We start from the raw sequence: 18,104 nt of genomic DNA, 5'->3' as shown, positions 1-18,104 counted from the left end.
TCCCCTTTATTATAAGGTTGACATTAGCGCGATTTTTTAGTCATCATTCAACCATATATTTTTCAGATCAATCATCTGAAAGAAGAGATTACAAATGCCCTTAAATTCTTTAATAATGGGTGTTTTTTCAAATTATTGCTTCTGGTTTGTCTATCTTATTCAAATAAAGCTCCACGTTAGTTCAATTAGAATTTAAATTATTGAATTTCGCTCTAAGTCAAACACGTTGATTTGTTTCTCTTCGAATATATCTTCTAAAGTCTTAACTCCAAATTTATCTGCATAACTTTTTTCTTCTTCTGAGATGGGAATAATCATTAACCATGTAACTTGTTTTTTTTCGAAATTTACTGTTTGCAATTTATCTTCCCATAAAAATGGACTTGTAAATAAAATATGTTTCATAGAACTATTTGGCAAATACATATTAACTACATCTTTATATATTGCACCAGGATGGCATTCAAATTTAGAATTAATTATATTAAACGCACACGTACCAAGTATGTTAGGAAAGCATTCAAAATCACTTGCACCTACCAATTCAACTCTTAACGTTAATTCATTGTTTTCATAACCAATCGAAAAATCAGAAAGACCAATTGTAGAAAATGACATTACATCATCAGCAAATTTAATGTCTTTAGATGAAAGAATATCTATTGAACTTTCGTTATTTTTATCCCAATATTTAAAAACTTTAGATTTACCCCCAAATGCTTTCAGTGCTAATTGAGCAATTTGTTTGTTTTCTATTGATACGCTCACCAAAATCCCCCAATTACTTATGTATTTTCCTCATATTATCACATATTCTTATTCTACTTACCTGCACCGTTCGTTGAAAAACACTCCTCAATGGCGTGACCTTTCATAAAAAGTCACAAATAAATCAAAGTTATGTATATATTCTACGTATAGATTATGAAATTGAATTTTCAGTTCCTGTCTGGACAAGTACTTGTCATTTTTTAATTGAGTAATATTATCTTCTAATGATAATAGAGTTTTTATATTATTAACCAAATAATCTCTTTCTTCACTTGTATAATTCACTTGTACAACAAGTTCTAACAAAACCTCTCGAACTTGTTTTACATCTAAAAGCATCTTGTCTAATTTCATTGCATCAAATGGGATAGAATCTTTACTCATTAACCAATCTTGTTCAAAAATAGGCAGTACATATTGTGTTCGGTTTATCGTAAGATTTGGATATTCGTTATCTATATCTGCATTTAAATCTTTTTGATAGGATTCTTTAAACTCACTGAGGATTGCTTCATAGCTTTTACCGCTATATAAAACCCTATCTGGATGGTAGGCATAACTTTTTTTTACACTGAAAGAGGAGTATGGATAAAACCAAGTCATTAAAGAAATAAAACCAATAGTTATTACAACGAATCCTCCTAATACCCAACTGATTCTTTTACCTTTTATACTAATATAAACCCGCTCCCTATTTTCTATAATTTCTATGCTTCGTTAACTTATAACAAACCTTGCAATCTTTATGTATTCAAGGGGGCTCTTTTTCATTTGACACCCCCCATATTAAAGAAGTTAAATCAGTGTTTTTACCATGGTAAAATAGCTACTGCCAGGAGGATAATCTTTTATTTCTCCTACTACTTGATAACCCCTTGCTTCATAAAACGTACGTGCTTGAAAATCATAGGTAGTTAACAATGCCTTCGTAGCACCCATTTGCTTGGCTGTTTCTTCAGCTTTCGCTAGTAGCTGTCCTCCAATACCTTTTCCACGGAATTCTTGACTAAACCAAAACTTATTGATTTCTACCCACCCCCAATAAACCTCAGCAGTGATACCGCCAATCCATTGCTGTTGAAAATCGGTTACGATTATATTCAACGGACGAACAGAACCTTTTTTTCTACTTTCTTTATGATACGGTGAATGTTCATCGTTGTACTCTCTAATCTTTGTATTTAAAAACGTAGTAAAATCATCGTTATTTTCTAATAAAATCTCTACTTGATAATCCATATCTTTCCCCTTTCCATATGTATCTCTATGCTTTATAACGCTCCATTAGCTTATCCTGATGAGCTGAAAAAATTTCTTCAAGTGAAATATCATATTTATTAGCAATCACGATAATATTCCCTAAAACATCTCCAAGCTCCTCTACTAATTCTTGCTTATTTTCTTCATAGGATTGAATCTTTTCATCTGGTCGATCCCTACCAATTTCCAACGCTCGTATAGCTCTTGCTACTTCCCCAGTTTCTTCAGCTAGAAAGCCAATACGCGTAAAAATACTTAAATCAGACCAACCACGAGCATCATAGTAATCTTTCACGAATTTTTGAAACTGATTTAATTCCATTTCCATTTCCTCCATTTCATTCCTCTTAAAATTAAATTATACTATAAAAGTGAATCGGTGAAGTTTTTAATCCCCACTTCACTAACCGTTATTGCGGAAAAAACTCAGATATGGAGGAACCATTATGAATAGTATTGCAGTATTTTGCGGATCGAGCATCGGCGCTTCTGAAGCATATAAAGAAGGGGCTATTCTTCTAGGAAAAGAACTAGTAAAACGGAATATTACGTTAATTTATGGCGGAGCGAGTGTTGGTGTGATGGGTACAGTAGCTGACACGGTTCTTCGTGAAGGGGGCAAGGTCATTGGGGTTATTCCGACGTTGTTAGAGGAGCGTGAAATTTCTCATAAGCATTTAACAGAGCTAATTGTCGTCAATTCTATGCATGAACGTAAAAGCAAAATGATGGAACTAGCTGACGGCTTTATTGCTTTACCTGGAGGACCTGGTACGCTAGAAGAATTATTCGAAGTATTCACTTGGAATCAAATCGGTCTTCTGCAAAAGCCTTGTGGTATTTTAAATATCAATCATTATTATGATTTACTCATTGGGTTATTTGACCATATGCAAAACGAACAATTTTTACAAGCCCAATCTAGAAATGCCCTACTTGTAGATGAAGAGGTTGTGGCTCTACTAGATAAATGTGCAGCCTATGTTCCTCCTGCAGTCAAAACATATCAAACAAATAAATGAGCTAAGAGGATATTGTATGAATTCTATTAAAAATTCATTACTACCTTACATACTCAAAAAACAGCTGAACATATGCATTCAGCTGTTTTTCATGTTGTTGACTCTAAATTCAATTTGTGCTTTTAGTTTATATTCTTTCTTCTGTTTTGTTTCCTCGTTAGCGATAACATTAAAGTCAGCCATACCATTTACAACATATTGTCCCTCTGGAAATTCCTGATTCATAATTCGCTTCATAAATTCGATATATTCTTTTTTGTCCTGCGAACCGTAACCGCCACTCCCCCTATATTCTGTACGAAGTGGTTCTCCTTTAAAAATAACTGTACTTAATGCCGGTTCCTCCATACGGTAACTAATTTCATAATTTCGTGTCGTCTCCACCATCGGAAAATAAAATGGCGAAGCAGCATGAGATATTTTAACCTCTTCCTTATCACCTATATATTCTAGTTCTGCATATATTTTTAAAGGTTCATTCTCACCATACTCAGCTTTTTCTGTTACAAGTCGGTAAACAAAGTCTCCCTCAGTGACTTCCGCATTCATTCCCAAGTTTTCGGTATTAAGCGTTGCATTATCAACCTTTTTGTCATTGTTTTGTTGGCAGCCAAATAAACCCATTGAAAAAAACATTAAGGACAAAATCAAACTAATTTTTTTCATTTTCATCACTTTCCCTTATTGAATCAAGATGCGTTTTAATGCACATGTGTCCCTTCTATCTTAAACTGCAACGTTAGTTTAAGTACATTTCTTAACAATCTTCAAATCAATTTTAACATACATATCCAACATAAAAATCACCTCTAAGAATAACTAGCGAGGTGATTTCAATCAAACTGTGATCAATCTTTTTTACAAAGCTTAATAGGCACATACATACAAAAATATTAATAAGGAACAGCTTTACTCCTTCTTAACTGTTAGTTAAAGTTTCATTAAAACTACCAAGTTAAATCATTTAAGAATGTAAGAATATCTTTGTTCACGTCGTTAATGTCCGTGCCTATTGTCATTAAATGTTTAGAGTTCGGATACCCCTTTATTGTTTTATGATTCGTTGCAACGTTTTGAAAAATCACCTCTGCACTCTCTTTATACAACAGCTCATCTAATTCACCATATAATATACGAATTGGTGAGGTTACAAGTGCTAATTTATTCATCGTTGTACTAATTAGCTGTTGGAACTCAACTAATGAATCGATCGACATATTTTGAAGAAGTTTCATTTCTAAATTTATTTGCTCTTCATTTTTCCCTTCGAGTTGTTTGTATCCTTTTGCATAATGACAGACACGCTTCTGTAGAAAAGCAGCTTCCCTGTTTGTTGGCACTGACATTGTCACAACACCATTAATCTCCAACTCTTGACCAACTTTTAATGCAAACACACCACCGAGAGAAAGACCAATCACAGCTATTTTTTCAAAACCTTCATTCTTCAACAACTGGTAACCGTTTAGGACATCTTGCCACCAATCTGATGGTCTAAATGTGAGAAGTTCTTCTGCTGTTAAACCATGCCCACTATATAATGGTGCGTAGCAAGAATAATTGTTCTTTTGTAAATACTTCCCTAACTTTTTCATATCAATAGTATTGCTAGTAAAAGAATGTAAAAGTAAAACGGCCTTCTCTCCACCTTTATAGAAAAAAGGCTTAGGGGGTACTATTTTCATCATTATTTTAATACCTCACTAACTTATTCTTTGGCTTTAATTAAAAAGCTGAACATCGAATTTTTAAAATTCCATGAAAGTATAACATCCAATCGTTTTGTTATTAGCACTTACTTTTCATGGCAGTAGCTCTTCTGTGAAATAATCTACTACTTTACAGCCAGCACCTTGAGCAACGATATTGTATGCTGTAGTTGATTTTATTATCTGGACATTACTAGTAGGATAATGCATTAGTCGATTTCCATTCGTTATCATACCAAGTTTTAGGCCCTGCTTTTTCAAATTGCGCTACATACTATTCAAATGTTCAAATGGAACACAATGATTTTTAAATTCCTGTAAGTAATCCTCTAACATCTCTTCCGAAGACAACATGATAGAATATTCTTTGATTAATTGCTGATAGACTTTATCTTTCCATACATATCCATGATTATCGAACTCAATAAAGCGATGAACATAATTTTCTTTTAAAATATGTGATAGATGTGGTATTAAACGCTCGTATTGCTGATCTATAAATGAGCGAACAGAACTATCTCGATTTAGCAATGTTCCATCTAAATCAAAAATCACAGCTTTAATCATTAGTATCCGTCTCTTTTATTTAATTCCTCGACTACGTTTTTTCACTGCCACTACGGCTATTAACACCATTACTAACTTCATCACCAAAATCAATGCATACACGCTAAAAGATATGATCGCTGGCAAAAGAACTAACCACCATGACCATGCAATCACACCCGAAAGTTTTAATACTACAAATACAATTGTTAAAACTTCAGCAATTCCCAAGTTCGCACCACCTATCAAATTGGAATATAAAATAATAGATATCTAAATTTCGCCATTCAATTTAATTGTTATACAACCATTTAAGCACTTATATGGAACATTTTAAACTTTTAAACTTCTTTCAAAACATGACGAAACTTTTTCATTTGGAAATTCGTCTAAATATTGGAAATTTTAATTTCCAAATTAAAAAAGGGAGATATAATCATGAAAAAACCAATTAAAAAATCTTGGATGATTGCTTCAGCATTAACAATAGGAATGGCTGTTCTAACGCCTCTACAAGCAGGAGCTACTTCAGTAAAACCAACAAATGGTGTTACTGTTCAAATCGAACAACAAATTACAGGAACGATTAAAAGCTTTAGCCTTGACGGATCCGGGGTTTACTTAAAAGGTAGAGACGGTAAAAACTACTATATCAGTTTCTATAAATTTTCTAAAGAACAACGAGAAAAAATGAACTTAGTAGAAGGACAGGAAATTACAGTTGAAGGCGGTGTAGTAGAGAGTCATACAGACTTTTACACTTTCGAAGTGTATAAAAATGAGAAATTGCCTAAAGAAGTAACCAATGAAGATCTAACAAAATTAGAGAAAATGTTTAATGAATTGACGAAGTTGGAAATAAAATTGCAGGCTGAAATGGGTGAAATGACACAAGAAGAGTTTGACGAGAAATATGAAGAAATCACAAAAATTTATGAAGCTATGTATAAAATCGAAAGGCCATATACGATAGCTAGTTGGCAGCCTCAACCATTTGAAGAGTATCTAGAAATTTACGGACTTAGTAAAAAAAATATAATTATTGCAGAAAATGATAAAAAAGAGCTCAAAGCCCTTTATGAAGAGTGGGTAAAGCTTGAAAAAGATGTTCAAATAGATGAGGCTAATTTAAAAATGGAAGAAATAGACAAAATCCTCAAACCATATTATCTCCAACTTCGTCATCCACTTCCAACATTTGAAGAATACATTGAAGGCATTAATTTAGATATCTCTGCTGATGATTTAGCGAAACTAAAAACTATTTATGAAGATTACCGAAAAGCAGTAGGAGATGACAATTCCAAATTAATGAGAAAACTTATGGGGGAATTCTATAACATCATTGGTCAGTTTAGAGTACTTCCAACGTTTGAAAAATACATGGCTGTCTATCAATTCAAAATTAATAAAGCGGATAGCAAGCAATTAAAACAGCTTTATGAGGAAATCTCAAAGCTTGATAAAAAAGAAGAACAAGCGAAAATAAAAGAGAAATGGGAAGAATTCAATACTATTTTAGAGCCATATATTAAAGCAAATAAAGATATTCTAATCTCAGCTTCTAAACTAACAATTAATGGCCAAGAATTCCTACCACATTAAGCAAAAGAATCGGGAGTCCCAGCAATCATTAACATGACTGTTGGGATCCCTTTTTTTGTTGATGCCACAATTAAAGAACTTCCTTTAAACCTTCCTTCCATAAATATGATAGATTCCCCCCTTCACCCTTCTCCTTCGATGCATCCAAAGGCAGGTGGTGAAAATTATTAACACACTCATTATTAATATGGAATTTTTAAAACTTTTTCAAAAAACGACGAACCTCCCTATTTGGTAATTCGTCTAAATATTGGAAATGGTAATTTCCAAATTAAAAAAGGGAGATATGATCATGAAAAAACCGATTAAAAAATCTTGGATGATTGCTTCAGCACTAACAATAGGAATGGCTGTTCTAACGCCCCTTCAAGCAGGAGCTACTTCAGTAGAACCAGCAAATGGCGTTACTGTTCAAATCGAACAACAAATTACAGGAACGATTAAAAGCATTGGCGAATCCGGAGTTGACTTAAAAGGTAGAGACGGTAAAAACTACTATATCAGTTTCTATAAATTTTCTGAAGAACAACTAGGACAAATGAAATTAGTAGAAGGACAGGAAATCACAGTTGAAGGCGGTGTAGTCGAGAGTTATACAGACTTCTACACTTTCGAGATTTATAAAAAGTCATTGCCTAAAGAAGTAACAAATGAAGAGCTAACAAAATTAGAAAAAATGTTTAATGAAGTGAAGAAGTTGCAAAAAGAATTTTCAGATGACATGACAGAAGAAGAGTTTGACAAGAAATTTGAGGAAATTGGAAAAGTTTATGAAGAGATGTATAAAATTACAAGACCTTATACAGTAGCTAATTGGCAGCCTCCAACGTTTGAAGAATATATGGATGAATTTGGATTCGCAGAAAAAAATATAATTATTGCAGAGGTTGATAAAAAAGAGCTTAAAGCTATTTATGATGAATGGTTAAAACTTGAAAAAGATGGCCAAGAGGAGAAGGCTAATGAAAAAATGGAAAAATTTTACGAAATCCTCAATCCATATCTTGAAGAGCTTCATCCACCTCAAACATTTGAAGAATATCTAGAAAACATCGAGTTAGTAGATATCCCTGCTGAAACTTTAGCAAAACTAAAAAGTATTTATGAGGATATACCAAAAGCAGAAAAAGATTACAATACTGACTTAGTAGATAAACTATACGAGGAATTTTATGACATCATTAGTCAGTTCATAAAACCTCAAACATTTGATGAATACATGGCTGACAGCTATGAATTCAAAGTTAGCGAAGCGGATAACAAGCAATTAAAACAGCTTTATGAAGAAATCCTAAAGCTAGATTACAAAGAAGAACAAGCGAAAATTGAAGAAAAATGGGAAGCATTCGATACTATTTTAGAGCCATATTTTAAGGCAAATAAAGAAATTCTAATCTCTGCTTCTAAACTAATCATTAACGGCCAAGAATACCTACCACAATAAATAAAAGAATCGGGGTGTTTCAACAATCATTAAAATGATTGTTGGGATTCCCCTTTTTGTTGATTCCACAACAATTTTTGGGGATTTATTCAAAGTCTATCGGCATTGTAAGTATAAGAAGAACCTTCTTTAGCCAGTGTGGAAAAAACACTACTTTCAATTTTTATGGCAAATCTCATCTCCATTTATCTCCCCTGACCAATAGTTACTGCTCAAACTTTAATGTTAACTATTTAAACACTTAACATGGAATGTTTGAAACTTTTCAACTTTTTCAAAAAACGACGAACCTTTTCATTTGGTAATTCGTCTAAATATTGGAAACAACAAGTTCCAAAGTAAAATAAGGGAGATATGATCATGAAAAAACCAATTAAAAAATCTTGGATGATTGCTTCAGCACTAACAATAGGAATGGCTGTTCTAACGCCCCTTCAAGCAGGAGCTACTTCAGTAGAGCCAGCAAATGGTGTTACTGTTCAAATCGAACAACAAATTACAGGAACGATTAAAAGCGTCCACGGAGACGGGATTAACTTAAAAGGTAGAGATGGTAAAAATTACTATATCAGTTTCTATAAATTTTCTGAACAACAACTAGAACAAATGAACTTAGTAGAAGGACAGGAAATCACGGTTGAAGGCGGTGTAGTAGAGAATTATTCAGACTTCTTCACTTTCGACGTTTATAAAAAGTACTTGCCTAAAGAAGTAACAAAAGAAGATCTAACAAAATTAGAAAAAATGTTTAATGAAGTGAAGAAGTTGGAAAAAGAATTGTCGGGTGAAATGACAGAAGAAGAGTTTGACAAGAAATTTGAAGAAATCAATAAAGTTCATGAAGCTATGTATAAAATTACAAAGCCGTATATGTTAGCTAATTGGCAGCCTCAACCATTTGAAGAATATATAGAAGAATTTCCGTTTAGTGAAAAAAATATAGTTATTGCAGAAAATGATAAAAAACAGCTTAAAGCTATTTATGAAGAATGGGTAAAACTTCAAAAAGACGGTCAAGACGAAAAGGCTACAGAAAAAATGAATGAATTTTACGAAATTCTCGATCCATATTTTGAACAACTTAATCCACCTCAAACATTTGAAGAATATATGAAAGAATTCAATTTAGTAGATATCCCTGCTGAAACTTTAGCAAAACTAAAAACTATTTATGAGGATATCCAAAAAGCAGATAAAGATCACAATTATGACTTACAAGATAAACTTTACGGGGAATTCTATGACATCATTGAACAGTTCATAAAGCCTCAAACATTTGAAGAATACATGGCAGACTATGAATTCAAAGTTAATGAAGCGGATAGCAAGCAATTAAAACAGATTTATGAAGAAATCTTAAAGCTAGATAAAAAAGCAGAACAAGCAAAAATTGAAGAGAAATGGGATGCATTTCACACTATTTTAGAGCCATATTTTGAAGCAAATAGAGAAATTTTAATCTCTGCTTCTAAACTAACAATTAACGGTCAAGAATACCTACCACAATAAATAAAACAATCGGGGTGTCTCAACAATCATGAATAAGACTGTTGGGATTCCCCTTTTTGCTGGTTCTACAATAATTTAGCCCCCCTTCCTGAAATACGATAAATATACCTCCCCTTTCTACTCCGATGTCATTCATAAGCTGGTGGTGGAATTGATTAACACCTTCATTTCCAACAATATGTACCTTGTACTATTGCTACTGCCCAAGCTTTATTGTTATACCCCATTTAAACATTCAACATGAAATCTTGGGAAATTGTATCTTTCCCAAAAAATAACGAACCTTTATATTTGGTAATTCGTCTAAATATTGGAAACAAAGAGTTCCAAAGTAAAAAAAAGGGAGATACGTTCATGAAAAAACCGATTAAAAAAACTTGGATGATTGCATCAGCACTAACAATAGGAATGGCTGTTCTGACGCCACTTCAAGCAGGGGCTACTGCAGTAGAACCAACAAATGGTGTTACTGTTCAAATCGAACAACAAGTTACTGGAACGATTAAAAGCGTCCACGGAGACGGGATTAACTTAAAAGCCAGAGATGGTAAAAACTACTTCATCAGTTTCTTTAAATTTTCTGACGAGCAACTAGAACAAATGAACTTAGTAGAAGGACAGGAAATCACAGTTGAAGGCGGAGTAGTAGAGGATTATTTAGACTTCTACACTTTCGAAGTTTATAAAAAAGACTTGCCTAAAAATGTACCTAATGATGAGCTAACAAAATTAGAAAAAATGTTTAGTGAAGTGAAGAAGCTAGAAAAAGAAGCTTCAAATGTGAAAAATATGGATGAGGCTGAAAAGAAATATGAAGAAATGAATAAAATTTATGAAGAAATGAATAAAATCACGAAGCCATATTATTTAGCTAGTTGGCAGCCCCAACCTTTTGAAGAGTTTCTAGAAGACTACGGATTTAATGAGAACAATATAGTTATTGCAGAAAATGATAAAAAAGAACTTAAATCTATTTATGAAGAATGGGTAAAGCTTGAAAAAGATGGTCAAGATGAAAAGGCTAAGGAAAAAATGAAAGGATTCAATAAAATACTCCAACCATATCTTGATGAGCTTTATCCAACTCCAACGTTTGAAGAATATATCGGACGCTTGGACTTAATAGATATCCCTGCTGAAACTATAACAAAACTTAAAAATATTTATGCAGATGTACGTAAAGCCGAAAGAGAAGAGAACTATGATTTATTTGGTAAAATCTGGGCTGAATTCCACGACATCCTTGGTGAATTCATAATACCTCAAACGTTTGAAGAATATATGTCTAGCTTTGAATTCAAAGTTAATAAAGCAGATAGCAAACAATTAAAACAACTTTATGAAGAAATCTTAAAGCTAGATAGAAAAGAAGATTCAGCAAAGATTGAAGAAAAATGGGAAGCATTTTACAATATATTAGAGCCATATTTTGAAGCAATTAAAGCTATTCTAATCTCTGCTTCTAAAATAACAATTAACGGCCAAGATTACCTTCCTCAATAAATAAAAGAATCGGGGACTCAAAAGTTTGCTCCGTCCACCAAGTACAGACTATTTAAATATTTCAATATATTTGTTATCCTTTAAATAAATACCATATTTTAAGGGGTGATAGATTGACGTTTGATTTATTCAAAACAATTGCTCGTTAGGGGACGAATGCCGAAGTCAGTGATTATAGGTGAACACCTACTAGTGGAAGATGGAGCAGTCCGTCTTACAGTGGTTGACACAAAAGCATAAAATCAATCGTGGTCCGGATCAAAGGATGAAAAAAGTCTTTGTGAAGCAGGAACTAGAAGTAATCGTTTTGAAGAGCAAGACGGTGAATTCGTACATTCCCTATAAAAGCCTGTTACTGCTATTGCAGAAAAAGAAAACGGAACCCTTCCTTCAATGTTGAAATAACATTTGGAGGAAGAGCAATTGAGTAGAAAAAATGAGAATACAGCATTTCAATGTGAAAATTGTAGTACGATGGTTGAACCATTAAGCAACGGCAGCTTCAGAAATCATTGTCCAAATTGTTTATTTTCGAAACATATGGATAATGTTCCTGGTGACAGAGCGAGTACTTGTAAAGGTTTGATGAGACCAATTGCAGTAGATTATACTGGCAAAAAAGGCTTTCAACTTATCCATCAATGTACAAAATGTCAAAAAAAGAGTCGAAATAAAGTTGCTGTTGATTCCATTCAAGAGGATCAAATTATTCACTTTATGCAATCGATTATTTAGTTAATTATTTATAAAAGATACATTGGAAATAAACTTCAATGTGTCTTTCTTTTTCATAATAATCCAATGTTTATCGTATTCATTTTACTTCTATAGCAAAAATATAAGAAGAACTACCATTATCCCATCTTCCGAAAACACTATAAATATAAGTCCCTTTTATTTCGGTACAAAGAAAACACTATCTTGTACTTCCCTCCTAACATTAAATTTTATTCTTTGATTTAGATTCAATTCAAATTAGACGCGTTTTTTATTATGTATAACAAAAAAATGAATGTAATGAATAATTAGCAATCCTATATGACACATTACATATAGGAGGTGGAAGAATAATGACTAGAATAATTGGTGTAGAACAATCATTAACAAACGTTGAAGACGCTTTAAAAGCAAAAGGTTATGAAGTTATTCAGCTTCGTACTGAAGAGGATGCAAAAAAATGTGATGCTTGTGTAATCACTGGGCAAGATCGAGATATCATGGGAATTAGCGATCCTGTCATGGCGGGACCTGTTATTGACGCTGATGGTCTTTCTGCTGACGAAGTACTTCAACGTGTCGACAAATATTTCCACTAATAAATAACTAGGTGCTGTCGCTATAGCTTTGTTGACTATAGCGCAGCACCTTTTAATATTTATGTCGATTATAGAATGGACATTAATATATTTGCCCATTCAAAGCATATCAATTATGCCTCGGCATATTGCATCCGGAATTGGCTTTGTGAATAGAAGCCTATCATCTTCCCAGAAGCAATTTTTACAAATTCCATATGTATATGGCATGAACAAGTATTACTTTTGTAGGCTTGGTGAAAAAACGTTTTTGAGTGCACCAATTATTCCGGGCACAAGAAAGACAATGCCAAAAAAGATAGTAAGTAAATTGAAATTTTTTGTTTCATAAAAGGTAAACCACTCTTTGAAAATTGGCGATTCAGTAATTCGTCCAAATAGCGTTCCACTAATATCTCGATAATTAGGAACCCACCCTATTGCTTCTAATGTAATAAAAATTATTTGTGACAATACAAATACACCAATAGAAGATACCCAAGGTTTTTTCAAAAATGGAGTATGATGTTGTTTATTAGCCAAGTAATTCCCTCCCTCTATTTAATTCTATTTATACATATACGTAAAATCAAGGGTTAAATACCAATATTAAACAAATCTACTTAACACCGTTTGCCTTTTCCATTCCATCCAACATGTTTTGTTGTGTGAAACAAAATCCTTGTAATGAATCACCAATAATGACCTAGATACATACAACATATTTACACCCTTTCATCATTCCACTTATGATTTTAGCAAGAAATTTTAATGAAAAAAGACGCGCTTGCTAACCCTCATTTCACTTATTTTCTTGTTGAATTACAATACTTCCCCTATTAACCAATCCTTTTCGTTGCTTCACAACAAATAAAGAAAGTTTTCTATTGCAATTTCTTAAGAAATCTTCATAAATACCCTCATTAATTATTAATTATTAATTATTTCCATTTACAATAATGATACTGCCACAAAATTCTATAGGAGTGCTTTATGTACTATAGGCAATCTCAAAGTTAAGGACCAAAGGTAGTTCGTACAATGACAAGCGGTATCGTATGAAAAGGAGATAAAAATATGAAAAAACGAAATTTAATTATGGTGATTACTTTTCTTTACACAGGTCTGACCTTATACTTCATGTTCTTAGGCTTTAATCGTCTTGACGGTTATGAAGAATACAAAAGCGCCGGCTACGAATTTCTGCTCGTCCCATCAGGCGTTCCTTTGAATTTCCCTAGATTTACATTTTCTTGGTTATATGATTTCGGAAATATAGCAGCATTTATCCCCTTTGGTATCTTATTTCCTTTACTCAATCAAATTAATTATAAAAAATTTATAGGATGGTTCATTATTGTGATTCTTGGATTGGAAACGATTCAATCTTTAGCGTATCTCGGGACTTTTGATGTAAATGATGTTATTTCAAATAGTATAGGTGCAACAATTGGATATGTTGTATACAAAGTTGGGTTCACTTCAAACCTGACTATAAAAAAACTCATTGCTTCATCCATAACTGCCATTATACTGTTAGTTGGCGTGATGATTGTCTCTGAAGTCTTAGATAAACGAGTTAGTCCGGTACAACCATTGCATGCTATTAAAGAAGTCACAGGAACTAAACCACTAACGAACGAAGTACCGACTTTCACTGTAGCTGGACATAAAATTGAACCTCAATTCAATTTATATAGTAATAATGAAAATACTACCAAAACCTATACTTATACTATTGAAGATAAAGAGGAGCTATTATTTTTTCTAAACATTGGCATTCCCGATCAAGAGGATTTCATAGGTGAAGTGACCATAATTACGGACGGAAAAGTAATATTCAAAAAAAATGAAGTGAATTTGAAAGAAGAATCCGAAACAATTGAAATGCCATTAGAAATTCCGTTATATTACGAAGCTAAAGAAATGACCATTATGATCACAGGTAATATAATGCTATGGGATGTAGGCTTCACAGAACTGAAGCATTGGTGGGAATAGAGTGATTCATTTCGTTATTGGAGTAATTGCATCTTTCTTAACAGTGTAGAAGAATGTTCTTATTTATACCATTCTGGACGTTCTCTTACGTTTCATAAATAAAGTGAAGCTTAGGCTCAAAATTTTATTGAGTACTTGGGTTTCACTTTGTTTATTGTATATTTTTTATTTCAACGTTGTTGAATCGAAAAAAACTTTGTGACAACTAACTTTAGAAATTTAGATAGTACAAATACAAATTTAACGAATCGCATCCACATTGAAGCTATCAATGATGACATCGCCTCTCTAATTTCTATCATGTATCAAACATTTGTATATTAAAAATTTTTTGATTGAAACAGTTATTTTTCTTGCGCTTTAATGGCAAAATTGATTCTATATAAATTTTGAAATTAATCCTACCTTTATAACAGCGCACTTAAAAATTATTTCATCCTTTCAAAGAAAAAAAGCCACATCTTTTTAGAAGATGTGACTACATACATTTGATTAATCAAATTCTAAAATGTTTTTTTCTACTACAACTTTGTAAACATCTATAGTACTAATTAAAATCGTTTTATAATGTTCTGTTTCAGTAAATGAATACCAAGGCTTCTCATTGAACCCATTAGAAATTTCTTCCGTAAATGTTTCTTGTTCAATATTATTTTTGATTTTATACTCTTCTTCATGACCTTCGTTATAGTAAAACTTCACTTTATACTCATACTCCATAAGTCAACACCTCCCATCTATCTATAGAATGGATTGTAATGACAAGAAATATGAGCATAATAAAAAGCCACACCTAGTTAGGTATGACATTTGCCTCTGCTTTGTTAAATAATTCTTACTGCACAGTATTGTACTCCATATTTATAGAACCTTAAATGTTGTTAAAGATAGGATTAAGAGCTCAATATAAAAACACTTTAATAAAGTAAATAATTAAACTGACAGCAACAACCGTATTGAACACCAACGCAATCTTATAATGAAACTTAATTTTAAATAAAGACACCAGTAAATTATGTAGAAGTAAATACATTGTTAATACAACAAAATGCATGATAGAAAACACGAAACTCATTATGACTAAAGAAGAGCTACTCAAATCTCCTGGAAAACTATCTGCAGCTGTAAAACGTATACTGCCCACAAAAAGTACAGTTATCTACAATAACGATAAAACCATTAGATTTGTTGCATATTTCTCCAAAAATGAAACTATAACCCGTTATTTATAATAAAAAAGCACCGATAATTAAAGGCGCTTTCATTTTTGAGTTTGATGACTTTTATTAGTTGATTACTCGCTCCAATTCTACACACATAATTCTTTAAAATTACACCCTTTGCAGTGCAATTCTTCAGTGGTTTGCTCAAATTCCTCAAAGTCCACGGGTTCATTCGAGAAAATATCCGCCTGATATTGAATTTGAACTATCACTATGCAAGTTTGAAAACGATAGCTCTTTCTGATTCTGTTAAATCGTAATAATGAACCGCCATATGGTCCTCCACACTCTTATCCATATCTGAGTCGAATATTATGTATTGTGCTAGGTATTTCGAATGCCATTTGTTTTTCACCTTCTTTTTTCGTTATTCAATTTCGTAATTCAATTTCGTAATTCGGTATTAAATTACGATTTAATTACTAGTGAACGCATTCGGGATAACAGATATGAACGAACTAATGATGATAGTAGATGATGAGGGAACAGATAACTAAACAAAGTTGTCTGTTTTTTATATGTACTTTCGATATCAAATTTCCTAAAATGGAAATATAGAGGGAGGATTTTTAAATGAAAAAGCTATTTTATATAGGCGCTATGTCTGCATTATTACTTTCTGGATGTGGTGAAGAAGAAACTGCTACAATTACACCAGATGAGTTTAAAAAGTTGGAAAACGGTATGAGTCCTGATGAGGTAAAAGAAATTGTAGGTGGCATATCGAAAAATCCAGATGCCAAAGAAAATGACAACTTATTATTGGAATTAAACTACGATGGAGAAAATGGCGTAGATAAAGATTCTTCAGTATCACTTATTTTCAAAGATGGAAAATTAAATTCTATTATAGAAGATGGTTTAATAACAGAGCAAGTAGAGCTGACTAAAGAACAAAAAGAAAAAATTGCTGAAGATGTATCAAATTCAATGGGTAAAGCTTCAACTGATGCCGTTGACAAATACGAATCAACATTAAAACAAATTATTGCCAAGACTAAGAGTAATTCTAATATCACTATGAAAGACAAGGAATTAATTGAAGCCGGAAGATATAGCATTGAATTAACAAGTGATATTTTTATCTTTATCGATATGAATAAAGAAAATCACTTTGAAAAAATTAGTGCTGCTGTCTCATCGAATGCTTTTGCATCACAAAATAAAGAAGTGAAAATTGCATTCGAAGCATTATTACAAAGTGTAGATAATACTTTAAGTATTCAGCAACAATCAGCTATTCTGGAGAAACTTGGATTTACAGGTGATGGGAAATTAGTTGATCACACTAAATCACATAGTCATAGTCCTTTTATGTACACATACCACAGTAGTATTGAAAATGATTCTGCAATATTGCAAGCTAAACTAAAATAAGTCGCTCAAATGAGTGGCTTTTTTCTTTTGATATAGAAATCATTTGATTTATATTTCATATGATTTATAATGGTATTTAAAAAAGGAGTGTTAGGCATTGAAACTTACAGAAAAAGTAGAGGCGGTTGTTAGGGCTGCACAAGATGCTAAAAATGGTGAAGGCGAACATACATCATATCGAATCTTTAAGGAGTGTGGACTTACACAGGGGGCAATCAAACGCTATGTAGATGGTGTTAGCGACATCAGTCGTATGGGATTAGGCGTGGCTGAAAAGCTTGGTGAATACTATGATAATCATCTTACAAAATAATAAAATGCATTATGTACATAATTTCATAAAGGAGTAACGGCAACATGGATTCATTTTTAATTAATGACAAAGTTTGTAATATTAACATCGTTCCCTATGAAGACAAATGCGGACTAAGAGACGATGGAACTTATTTGATTTGTTACAGAGGATGGAATCTCGATTTTCACTACGATGATAAAGAAATACTATACGCTTCTATACCTGAAGATGGACCCTATTTAATAAGATTCGGAAGCACTCCATTTCCTACTTTCGGTAGAGATATAGAAAAAGTAAAAGAATACTTACAGGAAAAACACGGAATAAGAGATTTTCAATATTATGACCCCGATAGTGATGAAGTTAGTTATGTAAGTTTTTAATCTAAAATTAGAAAAATGACCAAGACGGCAATTATGAACTGCCCCCCGTCAAGTAGACAGCGGAAATAATAAAAAATGTATTAAGCGGCTTGAGCCCTAAATTCTAAAGGACTCAAGCCGTTTAATCGTTTCTGATAACGATCGTAATTATAAAAATGAAT

22 protein-coding genes and 1 pseudogene are annotated in these 18,104 nt (G+C 32.6%); 11 read left to right on the top strand and 12 right to left on the bottom strand.

What is annotated here, in order from left to right:
* Positions 1-192: 192 nt before the first annotated feature.
* From ACVYAD_RS10775 to ACVYAD_RS10760, 4 genes are all read right to left on the bottom strand, one after another.
* The gene (locus tag ACVYAD_RS10775; protein WP_476426364.1) at positions 193-768 is read right to left on the bottom strand and encodes a suppressor of fused domain protein; all 576 of its coding nucleotides are present in this window, start codon (positions 766-768) and stop codon (positions 193-195) included.
* Between the two features lie 87 nt (positions 769-855).
* Positions 856-1,374: a hypothetical protein gene (locus ACVYAD_RS10770; protein WP_476426362.1), complete on the bottom strand. Its 519-nt coding sequence runs from the start codon at positions 1,372-1,374 to the stop codon at positions 856-858.
* A gap of 192 nt (positions 1,375-1,566) precedes the next feature.
* Positions 1,567-2,010 (bottom strand): GNAT family N-acetyltransferase, encoded by a 444-nt coding sequence (locus ACVYAD_RS10765; protein WP_349658480.1) that lies wholly within the window; start codon positions 2,008-2,010, stop codon positions 1,567-1,569.
* 25 nt (positions 2,011-2,035) lie between these two features.
* The gene (locus ACVYAD_RS10760; RefSeq protein WP_386830581.1) at positions 2,036-2,353 is read right to left on the bottom strand and encodes a MazG nucleotide pyrophosphohydrolase domain-containing protein; all 318 of its coding nucleotides are present in this window, start codon (positions 2,351-2,353) and stop codon (positions 2,036-2,038) included.
* Positions 2,354-2,477: 124 nt separating this feature from the next.
* Here ACVYAD_RS10760 and ACVYAD_RS10755 point away from each other — a divergent pair, with 124 nt between their 5' ends.
* Positions 2,478-3,053, top strand: coding sequence for an LOG family protein (locus tag ACVYAD_RS10755; protein ID WP_476426360.1), 576 nt, complete (start codon positions 2,478-2,480; stop codon positions 3,051-3,053).
* Between the two features lie 78 nt (positions 3,054-3,131).
* Here the strand turns inward: ACVYAD_RS10755 and ACVYAD_RS10750 are convergent, their stop codons facing one another.
* The 5 genes and pseudogenes from ACVYAD_RS10750 to ACVYAD_RS10730 form a co-directional block, all read right to left on the bottom strand.
* Positions 3,132-3,719: a hypothetical protein gene (locus tag ACVYAD_RS10750; RefSeq protein ID WP_476426358.1), complete on the bottom strand. Its 588-nt coding sequence runs from the start codon at positions 3,717-3,719 to the stop codon at positions 3,132-3,134.
* A 281-nt stretch (positions 3,720-4,000) separates the two neighbouring features.
* Positions 4,001-4,741 (bottom strand): alpha/beta hydrolase, encoded by a 741-nt coding sequence (locus tag ACVYAD_RS10745; RefSeq protein ID WP_476426356.1) that lies wholly within the window; start codon positions 4,739-4,741, stop codon positions 4,001-4,003.
* A gap of 114 nt (positions 4,742-4,855) precedes the next feature.
* Positions 4,856-5,023: a hypothetical protein gene (locus ACVYAD_RS10740; RefSeq protein WP_476426354.1), complete on the bottom strand. Its 168-nt coding sequence runs from the start codon at positions 5,021-5,023 to the stop codon at positions 4,856-4,858.
* Positions 5,024-5,032: 9 nt separating this feature from the next.
* Positions 5,033-5,329, bottom strand: a pseudogene (locus ACVYAD_RS10735) (HAD family hydrolase); the annotation flags it as partial.
* Positions 5,330-5,344: 15 nt separating this feature from the next.
* Entirely contained in the window at positions 5,345-5,539 is a 195-nt protein-coding gene (locus ACVYAD_RS10730) for a transmembrane Fragile-X-F protein (RefSeq protein WP_349658483.1), read from the bottom strand.
* Positions 5,540-5,704: 165 nt separating this feature from the next.
* Here ACVYAD_RS10730 and ACVYAD_RS10725 point away from each other — a divergent pair, with 165 nt between their 5' ends.
* The 6 genes from ACVYAD_RS10725 (at position 5,705) to ACVYAD_RS10700 (ending at position 12,685) form a co-directional block, all read left to right on the top strand.
* Positions 5,705-6,913: a hypothetical protein gene (locus ACVYAD_RS10725; RefSeq protein WP_476426353.1), complete on the top strand. Its 1,209-nt coding sequence runs from the start codon at positions 5,705-5,707 to the stop codon at positions 6,911-6,913.
* A gap of 292 nt (positions 6,914-7,205) precedes the next feature.
* On the top strand, positions 7,206-8,357 hold the full coding sequence (locus ACVYAD_RS10720; RefSeq protein WP_476426351.1) for a hypothetical protein: 1,152 nt from the start codon (positions 7,206-7,208) through the stop codon (positions 8,355-8,357).
* Between the two features lie 360 nt (positions 8,358-8,717).
* Positions 8,718-9,866 (top strand): hypothetical protein, encoded by a 1,149-nt coding sequence (locus ACVYAD_RS10715; RefSeq protein WP_476426350.1) that lies wholly within the window; start codon positions 8,718-8,720, stop codon positions 9,864-9,866.
* A 354-nt stretch (positions 9,867-10,220) separates the two neighbouring features.
* Complete coding sequence (locus ACVYAD_RS10710; RefSeq protein ID WP_476426348.1) at positions 10,221-11,369, top strand: hypothetical protein; 1,149 nt, start codon at positions 10,221-10,223, stop codon at positions 11,367-11,369.
* 423 nt (positions 11,370-11,792) lie between these two features.
* Positions 11,793-12,104 (top strand): RNHCP domain-containing protein, encoded by a 312-nt coding sequence (locus tag ACVYAD_RS10705; protein WP_476426346.1) that lies wholly within the window; start codon positions 11,793-11,795, stop codon positions 12,102-12,104.
* Positions 12,105-12,439: 335 nt separating this feature from the next.
* Positions 12,440-12,685, top strand: coding sequence for a YkuS family protein (locus ACVYAD_RS10700; protein WP_197143042.1), 246 nt, complete (start codon positions 12,440-12,442; stop codon positions 12,683-12,685).
* 219 nt (positions 12,686-12,904) lie between these two features.
* Here the strand turns inward: ACVYAD_RS10700 and ACVYAD_RS10695 are convergent, their stop codons facing one another.
* On the bottom strand, positions 12,905-13,207 hold the full coding sequence (locus ACVYAD_RS10695) for a YfzA family protein (protein WP_476426344.1): 303 nt from the start codon (positions 13,205-13,207) through the stop codon (positions 12,905-12,907).
* 534 nt (positions 13,208-13,741) lie between these two features.
* Here ACVYAD_RS10695 and ACVYAD_RS10690 point away from each other — a divergent pair.
* Positions 13,742-14,665 (top strand): VanZ family protein, encoded by a 924-nt coding sequence (locus ACVYAD_RS10690; protein WP_476426342.1) that lies wholly within the window; start codon positions 13,742-13,744, stop codon positions 14,663-14,665.
* A gap of 492 nt (positions 14,666-15,157) precedes the next feature.
* On the opposite strand, the gene ACVYAD_RS10685 is transcribed toward ACVYAD_RS10690, so the two are convergent.
* The gene (locus tag ACVYAD_RS10685) at positions 15,158-15,385 is read right to left on the bottom strand and encodes a hypothetical protein (RefSeq protein WP_349658492.1); all 228 of its coding nucleotides are present in this window, start codon (positions 15,383-15,385) and stop codon (positions 15,158-15,160) included.
* 1,076 nt (positions 15,386-16,461) lie between these two features.
* Here ACVYAD_RS10685 and ACVYAD_RS10680 point away from each other — a divergent pair.
* The 3 genes from ACVYAD_RS10680 (at position 16,462) to ACVYAD_RS10670 (ending at position 17,943) form a co-directional block, all read left to right on the top strand.
* Positions 16,462-17,265 carry a hypothetical protein gene (locus ACVYAD_RS10680; protein ID WP_476426340.1) on the top strand — a complete coding sequence of 268 codons (804 nt, stop codon included), beginning with the start codon at positions 16,462-16,464 and terminating at the stop codon, positions 17,263-17,265.
* Between the two features lie 97 nt (positions 17,266-17,362).
* Positions 17,363-17,578, top strand: a complete 216-nt coding sequence (locus tag ACVYAD_RS10675) for a hypothetical protein (RefSeq protein WP_476426339.1) — start codon at positions 17,363-17,365, stop codon at positions 17,576-17,578.
* A gap of 44 nt (positions 17,579-17,622) precedes the next feature.
* Positions 17,623-17,943: a hypothetical protein gene (locus ACVYAD_RS10670; protein ID WP_476426338.1), complete on the top strand. Its 321-nt coding sequence runs from the start codon at positions 17,623-17,625 to the stop codon at positions 17,941-17,943.
* An 80-nt stretch (positions 17,944-18,023) separates the two neighbouring features.
* Here the strand turns inward: ACVYAD_RS10670 and ACVYAD_RS10665 are convergent, their stop codons facing one another.
* Positions 18,024-18,104, bottom strand: a complete 81-nt coding sequence (locus ACVYAD_RS10665; protein ID WP_476424579.1) for a hypothetical protein — start codon at positions 18,102-18,104, stop codon at positions 18,024-18,026.

This window comes from Lysinibacillus sp. G1-3, assembly GCF_056322905.1.
This window is presented reverse-complemented; position numbering and strand designations above follow the sequence as displayed.